The organism is Actinobacillus delphinicola, from assembly GCF_900638385.1.
Classification (GTDB): Bacteria; Pseudomonadota; Gammaproteobacteria; order Enterobacterales; family Pasteurellaceae; genus Actinobacillus_C; species Actinobacillus_C delphinicola.
Genome location: NZ_LR134510.1, coordinates 1,830,284 through 1,837,244, shown reverse-complemented (window position 1 = coordinate 1,837,244; position 6,961 = coordinate 1,830,284). Strand labels below are relative to the sequence as shown.

Genomic DNA, 6,961 nt, shown 5'->3' with positions numbered 1-6,961 from the left:
AATATTTATTCTTTATTTATCGTGAATGAAATCAAGGTAGTTTTGAAATAAGTGTTGAAAGTCTTCCAAACCACAGCAAGCCATACTCTCATCCTGATAAAGATGGAGATCTTCATCAAGCATTTCATCATCTGCATGTTGTAAAAAATTTGCTTTTACGATAGCTTCATCGTTATTTAAAAATAAACTATATTCACGCCCAATAAAACGCATATTTCTGGAATGTGTGGATGATGTAAGTTGAGTTAAGGCCACTTGGACTTGTGGAAGAATATCTGGTTGCAACGGCACCTCGATATTAAACCAATGGGCAAAGGCTTCGTATCCCATGGAACATTGAGTAAAAACCTTGCCGTAAAGATTATTAAATTGAAAATCCATATTAAATACTGAAAGAAGAACCACAACCACAAGTGCTTGATGCATTTGGATTGGTCACCACAAAACGTGAGCCTTGTAAGCCTTCTGTATAATCAACAGTTGCACCAATAAGGTATTGTAAACTCATCGGATCAACGACTAAATGAACACCATCTTTTTCGATAGTAAGATCACCTTCATTAACTTTTTCATCAAAAGTGAAGCCATATTGGAAACCACTACAACCACCACCCGTGATGTAAACACGGAGTTTTAAATTTGGATTTTCTTCTTCACTGATGAGTGTTTTTACTTTGGTTGCAGCTGCATCAGTAAAGATAAGAGGGATAGCTAAATCTGACATAATTTATTCCTAAATATAAATTTATTATTATTGATATAGATAGGTTATTATCTTACAAGACGTCTAGGCATTCAAGGAAAGGCAAAGATTTTTTCTAAAAAATCATAATAATGCTATAATACCTTAACATTTTAATAAGATTTACCAAAGAGGAGATTTTTATGCGTATTCCTTTGAGAAATGAAGAAGAAATTGAAAAATTACGCGAAGCTTGCCGTTTAGCTGCTGATGTACTTATCATGATTGAACCTTATGTAAAAGCAGGCGTAAGTACAGGTGAATTAAATGATATTTGCCACCGTTATATGGTAGAAGAACAAAAAACCATTCCTGCACCATTAAATTATCATGGTTTCCCAAAATCAGTATGTATTTCAATTAATGAAGTTGTATGTCATGGTATTCCAAGCGAAAGCAAAATCTTAAAAAATGGCGATATCGTAAACATTGACGTTACCGTGATTAAAGATGGCTATTATGGCGACAATTCAAAAATGTATATTGTTGGTGGTGAAACCAATATCCGTAGCCAAAAACTGGTTGATGCAGCACAAGAAGCACTTTATGTTGGACTTCGTACGGTTAAACCAGGCATTCGTTTACGTGAAGTGGGTAAAGCAATTCAACAATATACCGAAGCTCAAGGTTTTTCTGTTGTTCGTGAATATTGTGGACACGGGATCGGGACAGAATTCCACTGCGCACCGCAAGTTTTACATTATTATGGCGATGACGATGGCGTTGTGTTAAAAGAAGGTATGGTATTCACCATTGAACCGATGATTAATGCAGGTAAAAAAGAAACCCGCTTAATGAATGATGGTTGGACAGTGAAAACTAAAGATCGTAGTCATTCAGCACAGTTTGAGCATCAACTCGTAGTAACGAAAGATGGCTGTGAAGTGATGACGATTCGTGACGAAGAAATTGAAAGTGGACGTATTCAGCGCCACATGGTAAATCAATAATCACGCCACAAAATTCGGAAAAATTTATGCAAAAGGTAGGGTAATCTACCTGTTTTAATTCATATAACAAAAAACCTCGCTATTTTGCGAGGTTTTTTTACGGATTAATCGATTAGTCAATGCTTGGTTTAATTGTTAATAAGTTACAGTGTAACCGACTAATCACATGTTCCGCCGTATTACCAAGGAAAGCAGCCGCAAGTCCACGACGTCCTACGGTGCCTAAAACTACCATTTCTGCCTCGATCTGTTTTGCTACCTCTGGAATCACTTCTTCTGGGAAACCTTCAATAACATGCGCATGATCACTAGCAATACCGAATTTTTCACAAAGTACTTTCATATTCTCTTCATGTGACTGACGTTCACTCTTTTCAGTAGCTTTGTTTTGGAACTCAGGCATATCAATCGTAACATTAATTGCAGATGGTGGATAAGCACTTACAAGATGAACATTGCCACGTTCTAAATTATTTGCAATCGTCATGCCTAATTGGACTAATTCATCATTAAAAGTCACATGGGTTGCATCATCATCTCCTACGTTAACCGCAATCAGGATACGACGTTTATGTTGCCAATTTGTATTTCTTACCATCATAATTGGCGCTGGGCATTTACGCAGAAGTTGCCAGTCTTGTGGCGTAAAGAGAAGTGCGCTAAGACCTTCATCTTTAGCAACAGTATATTTTACGACAAGTTTAAAATGTTCTTTATCAACTGCTTCTGTTATCGCATCTGCTTCATTACTATTCCAAACAACTAATGTTTTAAATTGAATATCAGGATCATGATATTGAGCTAAAATTGGCTGAATTTCTTCACTACGTTTAGCAATAATACTATCACGCATCTTACGTTTATCTTCTTCGCTTGAAAGCAATTCAGACATCTCATATGCAATATCATATACCGACATGAACACTGTAATTTCAACTGGTTGAGGATTTTTTTGTTCTCGTGCCAATGCAACAGCACGATCCAGCGCATATTGTTTAGTTTTATTAGGTTCTAATACAACAAGCATTTTATTGAACAGCATAGATTGCCTCCATAGAATGGTACATTTTTGCTAAATGTTATACCAAAGCGACGAGAAGTGGAAGAAATAAAAATGAATAAAAAGAAGGGTATATTTTTATCACATTAAAAATATACCCTCATACATTAAGTGTTAAGCAATATTCAAACTTTGACATTGCGAGATACTAGCAAGGCTACTTAAGGCTTCCATATCAAGAATCGTAATGTATTTACCTTGTACATTTAAAATTCCCATTTTTTGGAATCGGCCGAGTAAACGGCTAATTGTTTCTACCGTTAAGCCAAGATAATTACCAATATCACTGCGCGTCATGGTTAATCTAAATTCACGTGCTGAAAAACCACGTGCAAAATAACGATTAGAAAGATTTTTAATGAAAGCAGCTAAACGGGTTTCGGCACTCATCTTAGATAAGAGCAAAATCATATGCTGGTTATCTTGGATTTCTTGGCTCATTAAACTCATCATTTTACGGCGTAATTTAGGAAATTTACCACTTAGCTCATCCAAAATTTCAAATGGAATTTCACAAACCATAGCGGTTTCTAAAGCCTGAGTAAAACTAGAATGATGCATTGAGAAGATACCATCAAAACCGACCAAATCACCGGGCAAATGAAACGCAGTAATTTGTTCTTCGCCTGTTTCGCTGATGGTATAAGATTTCATTGTTCCTGAGCGAATAGCGTAAATAGAAGTTAAAGGCTCACCCGCTTGGAAAAGAACTTGATTTTTTTGTACAGGTTTTTTTCGCTCAATGATATTATCCAATTGATTAAGTTCAAAATCATTTAGCGAAAAAGGGATGCAAAGTTGACTAATACTACAATTTTGACAATGAATGGTGCAGTTAGACGTTTGTCCTTTGCGTTCATTTTTTAATTCACCATATAATTTATTCATTTAAGTTCATCTCAGTGCGATAATGCGATAAAATTGATCTAACGCAATAAATGATATCATTAAATGTGCCAGTTAAAAAGTTATAATTTATAATAGACCAGTTAAGAAGGACGAAAAATGCCCGCAGAAATACTTACCAAGAAACGTCTTATCCAGCTTATTGCTGTGTTATGTGTACTTTTAAGTGCTTTTTTTTACCGCACTTATCATTACACACCGCCTGCACAACATACGGAAGTGGTTAAGAATACGAGCAAATAACATAACTAACTGTGCGTGTTGAAAAAATACGCTTGCATAGTTTATGGGAATCTTATAAAATCCACGCACTATTTTATGAAGTGCCTAAACTTCAGTGTTTAGACACTTATTTATTTTTTGTCTTCTGTTTCTTAGGGTATAAATAAAAAAATTCATACTTCCTGTTGCGACAGAAATGATTAGCTATAAACAATAGAGGAAAAGACTATTAAAAACGTAAGAAAAGCCCCAGCGGTTAATCGCCCAAATCGTATTAATGATGAGATTCGTGCGAAAGAAGTTCGTCTAATTGATGCAGAAGGTGAACAAGTAGGTATTGTGAGCCTCAAGAGCGCATTAGAACAGGCAGAACAATCAGAATTAGATCTCGTTGAAATTAGCCCAAATGCTGAGCCACCTGTTTGCCGTATTATGAACTATGGCAAATTTCTTTATGAAAAAAGCAAATCATTAAAAGAACAGAAGAAAAAACAGAAAGTTGTACAAGTGAAGGAAATTAAATTCCGTCCTGGTACAGACGAAGGCGACTATCAGGTAAAACTACGCAGCCTGATTCGCTTTTTAGAAGATGGGGACAAAGCTAAAATCACAGTTCGCTTCCGTGGACGTGAAATGGCTCACCAACGCTTAGGCTTTGAAGTACTAGAGCGTGTTAAAAACGACTTAGCGGATATCGCAGTCGTTGAAGCAGCACCTGGTAAACTTGAAGGTCGCCAAGCAATTATGGTACTTGCCCCTAAAAAGAAATAATGCGGCAATTCAAGTAATAAGTCATTAGTGCTTATTCGCCCATTATATTTTGATTAACAATATCAATGCGGAGTTTTTAAACAATGCCTAAAATTAAAACTGTACGCGGTGCAGCAAAACGCTTCAAAAAAACAGCGTCTGGCGGCTTCAAGCGTAAACAATCTCACTTACGTCATATTTTGACTAAGAAAACCACGAAACGTAAACGTCATCTACGTCATAAATCAATGGTTGCAAAATCAGATTTAGTATTAGTAGTAGCTTGCTTACCATACGCATAAGCAACGTACGGAATCGTAAAATTTTAGACAAATTATAGACAAATAGGAGATTTAATAATGGCTCGTGTAAAACGTGGTGTTATTGCAAGAGCACGCCATAAGAAAGTTCTTAAGGCTGCTAAAGGTTATTATGGTGCACGTTCACGTGTTTATCGTGTTGCGTTCCAAGCTGTAATCAAAGCTGGTCAATATGCTTACCGTGACCGTCGTCAACGTAAACGTCAATTCCGTCAATTATGGATTGCACGTATCAACGCTGCAGCACGTCAAAACGGTTTATCTTACAGCAAATTCATCAACGGCTTGAAAAAAGCTTCTGTTGAAATCGATCGTAAGATCCTTGCTGATATCGCAGTATTCGACAAAGTTGCATTCGCAGCTTTAGTAGAAAAAGCGAAAGCAGCACTTTAATTCTGAATAAGAATTAAAAAGAGAATAGCGTGGGTAATGCCACGCTATTTTTTTATGTGTAAAATAACAAAATTAAATCAGACAAGGGGAGTAGAGAAATGCAACAAAAAATTCATGCACATTTAAACGAGTTACAAAATGTTTTAGAAAAATATGAATTATGGTCACTTGTACCGCCAACTGCAGACGCACTTGCAAGTACAGAACCATTTGCAATTGATAAATTAGACGCTCACGAATGGCTACAATGGATTTTCATTCCAAGAATGCGGGTATTACTTGATGGGAATTTACCACTACCAACACAAATTGCGATTAGCCCTTACATTGAAGAAGCACTAAAAGATCACGATAATTTAGCAGATTTATTGGCACCATTATTGGCAATTGAAGAATTATTGCAAAAGGATAAATAAATGCTAGATATCCTTTATCAGGATGACAATATCATCGCTGTGAATAAACCTGCTGGAATGCTCGTGCATCGTAGTTGGTTAGATAAACACGAAACGGTTTTTGTTATGCAAACCTTGCGTGATCAAATCGGACAACATGTATTCCCAATTCACCGTTTAGATCGTCCAACATCTGGGGTGTTACTTTTTGCGTTAAGCAGTGAAACTGCAAATTTATTGTGTCAGCAATTTACGCAGAATCAGGTACACAAAACCTATTTAGCGGTGGTGCGAGGGTATGTGGAAGGCGAGGGTGAAATCGATTATGCACTAAAACCGAAATGGGATAAAATTGCTGATAAATTTAGCCAACGGGATAAAGAAGCTCAATCTGCTCAGACAGGGTATTGTGCATTACAAAAAGCAGAAATGCCGTATGGCGTGAAACGTTATGCAACTTCGCGTTATACTTTACTGCGTCTAATGCCAAAAACAGGACGTAAACACCAGATCCGTCGTCATTTAAAACACATTTTTCACCCAATTTTAGGGGATACTCAATATGGCGATTTACACCAAAATCGTGCTTTTAAGGAAAATATTGGTGTAGAACGATTAATGTTACATGCAGAAACATTATCCTTTACGCATCCTTATACAAATGAACAAATAACATTACATGCACCACTGGATGAAAATTGGAAAACAGTATTGGATCAATTACAGTGGACAATGCCCTAAAATGAATTTATGCGAGGAACTTTTATGTTAGATATGTCATTAGTAAATTTAACCCACGAACAGCAGCAAGAGGCTGTAGAGAAAATTCAAGCATTAATGCGTGAAGGCGTCAGTAGTGGTGAGGCGATTGCTTATGTTGCTGCAGAACTTCGCAAGGCACACCAAAGCAAAAAATCAATTGGAGAAATGCACGCTGAAGACGAAAGCGATAAGTAAAATCAATTAGTTATCTTATCGTTACGCCGTAACAAAATAAGCCCAATAAAAAACATCACGCCCCGATTTTCGTAAAAATTTTGTGAAAATCGGGGCGTGATTTTATCTTGTTGAGTAAATATCACGAATAATATTTCTGATTTGTAGAGATTAAATATTGGTAGTGGTGAGGCGATTGCTTATGTTGCTGCAGAACTTCGCAAGGCATACCAAAGCAAAAAATCAATTGGTGAAATGCACGCAGAAGACGAAAGCGATAAGTAAAT

The 6,961-nt window shown here is 36.6% G+C and carries 13 protein-coding genes; 9 read left to right on the top strand and 4 right to left on the bottom strand.

Going from position 1 to position 6,961, the window contains the following annotated elements:
• Nucleotides 1-12: 12 nt before the first annotated feature.
• Nucleotides 13-426: a YacL family protein gene (locus EL259_RS08545; protein WP_126600770.1), complete on the bottom strand. Its 414-nt coding sequence runs from the start codon at nucleotides 424-426 to the stop codon at nucleotides 13-15.
• On the bottom strand, nucleotides 383-724 hold the full coding sequence (erpA, locus tag EL259_RS08540; RefSeq protein WP_408608230.1) for an iron-sulfur cluster insertion protein ErpA: 342 nt from the start codon (nucleotides 722-724) through the stop codon (nucleotides 383-385). Before erpA ends, EL259_RS08545 begins: the two co-directional genes overlap by 44 nt.
• A 161-nt stretch (nucleotides 725-885) precedes the next feature.
• On the opposite strand from erpA, the gene map reads away from it, so the two are divergent.
• Complete coding sequence (gene map, locus EL259_RS08535; RefSeq protein WP_126600766.1) at nucleotides 886-1,692, top strand: type I methionyl aminopeptidase; 807 nt, start codon at nucleotides 886-888, stop codon at nucleotides 1,690-1,692.
• A gap of 112 nt (nucleotides 1,693-1,804) precedes the next feature.
• Here the strand turns inward: map and uspE are convergent, their stop codons facing one another.
• Together uspE and EL259_RS08525 are read right to left on the bottom strand one after the other, a co-directional pair.
• On the bottom strand, nucleotides 1,805-2,734 hold the full coding sequence (gene uspE, locus EL259_RS08530; RefSeq protein ID WP_126600764.1) for a universal stress protein UspE: 930 nt from the start codon (nucleotides 2,732-2,734) through the stop codon (nucleotides 1,805-1,807).
• 132 nt (nucleotides 2,735-2,866) lie between these two features.
• Entirely contained in the window at nucleotides 2,867-3,640 is a 774-nt protein-coding gene (locus EL259_RS08525; protein ID WP_126600762.1) for an FNR family transcription factor, read from the bottom strand.
• Between the two features lie 117 nt (nucleotides 3,641-3,757).
• Here EL259_RS08525 and EL259_RS08655 point away from each other — a divergent pair, with 117 nt between their 5' ends.
• The 8 genes from EL259_RS08655 (at nucleotide 3,758) to EL259_RS08765 (ending at nucleotide 6,959) form a co-directional block, all read left to right on the top strand.
• Nucleotides 3,758-3,901, top strand: coding sequence for a hypothetical protein (locus EL259_RS08655; protein WP_172594245.1), 144 nt, complete (start codon nucleotides 3,758-3,760; stop codon nucleotides 3,899-3,901).
• Nucleotides 3,902-4,093: 192 nt separating this feature from the next.
• Nucleotides 4,094-4,651, top strand: coding sequence for a translation initiation factor IF-3 (infC, locus tag EL259_RS08520; protein WP_456297954.1), 558 nt, complete (start codon nucleotides 4,094-4,096; stop codon nucleotides 4,649-4,651).
• Between the two features lie 83 nt (nucleotides 4,652-4,734).
• Nucleotides 4,735-4,932 (top strand): 50S ribosomal protein L35, encoded by a 198-nt coding sequence (gene rpmI / locus EL259_RS08515; RefSeq protein ID WP_005542274.1) that lies wholly within the window; start codon nucleotides 4,735-4,737, stop codon nucleotides 4,930-4,932.
• 57 nt (nucleotides 4,933-4,989) lie between these two features.
• Nucleotides 4,990-5,343 carry a 50S ribosomal protein L20 gene (rplT, locus tag EL259_RS08510; RefSeq protein ID WP_126600758.1) on the top strand — a complete coding sequence of 118 codons (354 nt, stop codon included), beginning with the start codon at nucleotides 4,990-4,992 and terminating at the stop codon, nucleotides 5,341-5,343.
• 98 nt (nucleotides 5,344-5,441) lie between these two features.
• Nucleotides 5,442-5,759, top strand: a complete 318-nt coding sequence (locus tag EL259_RS08725; protein ID WP_126600757.1) for a YqcC family protein — start codon at nucleotides 5,442-5,444, stop codon at nucleotides 5,757-5,759.
• Nucleotides 5,760-6,479: a tRNA pseudouridine(65) synthase TruC gene (truC, locus tag EL259_RS08500; RefSeq protein WP_126600755.1), complete on the top strand. Its 720-nt coding sequence runs from the start codon at nucleotides 5,760-5,762 to the stop codon at nucleotides 6,477-6,479.
• 24 nt (nucleotides 6,480-6,503) lie between these two features.
• On the top strand, nucleotides 6,504-6,695 hold the full coding sequence (locus EL259_RS08495; RefSeq protein WP_126600753.1) for a YoaH family protein: 192 nt from the start codon (nucleotides 6,504-6,506) through the stop codon (nucleotides 6,693-6,695).
• A gap of 156 nt (nucleotides 6,696-6,851) precedes the next feature.
• Nucleotides 6,852-6,959, top strand: coding sequence for a YoaH family protein (locus EL259_RS08765; RefSeq protein ID WP_126600945.1), 108 nt, complete (start codon nucleotides 6,852-6,854; stop codon nucleotides 6,957-6,959).
• Nucleotides 6,960-6,961 lie beyond the last annotated feature (2 nt).